The following is a 405-nucleotide window of genomic DNA, read 5'->3' on the forward strand; positions in this document are numbered from 1 at the left end:
TGGTTTTTCTTCCACTTGTGGTTCCACTACCACTTGCTGCACTGGTTTTTCTTCCACTTGTGGTTCTACCACTACTTGCTGCACTGGTTTTTCTTCCACTTGTGGTTCTACCACTACTTGCTGCATTGGTTTTTCTTCCACTTGTGGTTCCACTACCACTTGCTGCACTGGTTTTTCTTCTACTTGTTGTACAGGCTTATTCTCTACCCGTTCACTCATAGAAGATTGCATTGCATTCGTTCTAGCCGCATGTCTTTCCATTAATCGCGTTCTGTCTTGTTTCAACATAACAACATTAAATGGTACATGACGCTTCTTCTCACGTTTTGGTTCTTCTTTTTGGACAACTGGTTGCCCTACTGCGACCGCTGCTTCTTCTACAACTTGTTGTTCTTCTGCAATCGG

General features: G+C 43.5%; 1 pseudogene. It reads right to left on the reverse strand.

Annotated features, from left to right (window positions below):
- Positions 1-405 (reverse strand): annotated as a pseudogene (locus MR113_RS27480) (DNA translocase FtsK); the annotation flags it as partial.

The sequence above is a fragment of the Bacillus cereus group sp. BfR-BA-01379 genome (assembly GCF_022663605.1).
Lineage (GTDB): Bacteria > Bacillota > Bacilli > Bacillales > Bacillaceae_G > Bacillus_A > Bacillus_A mobilis.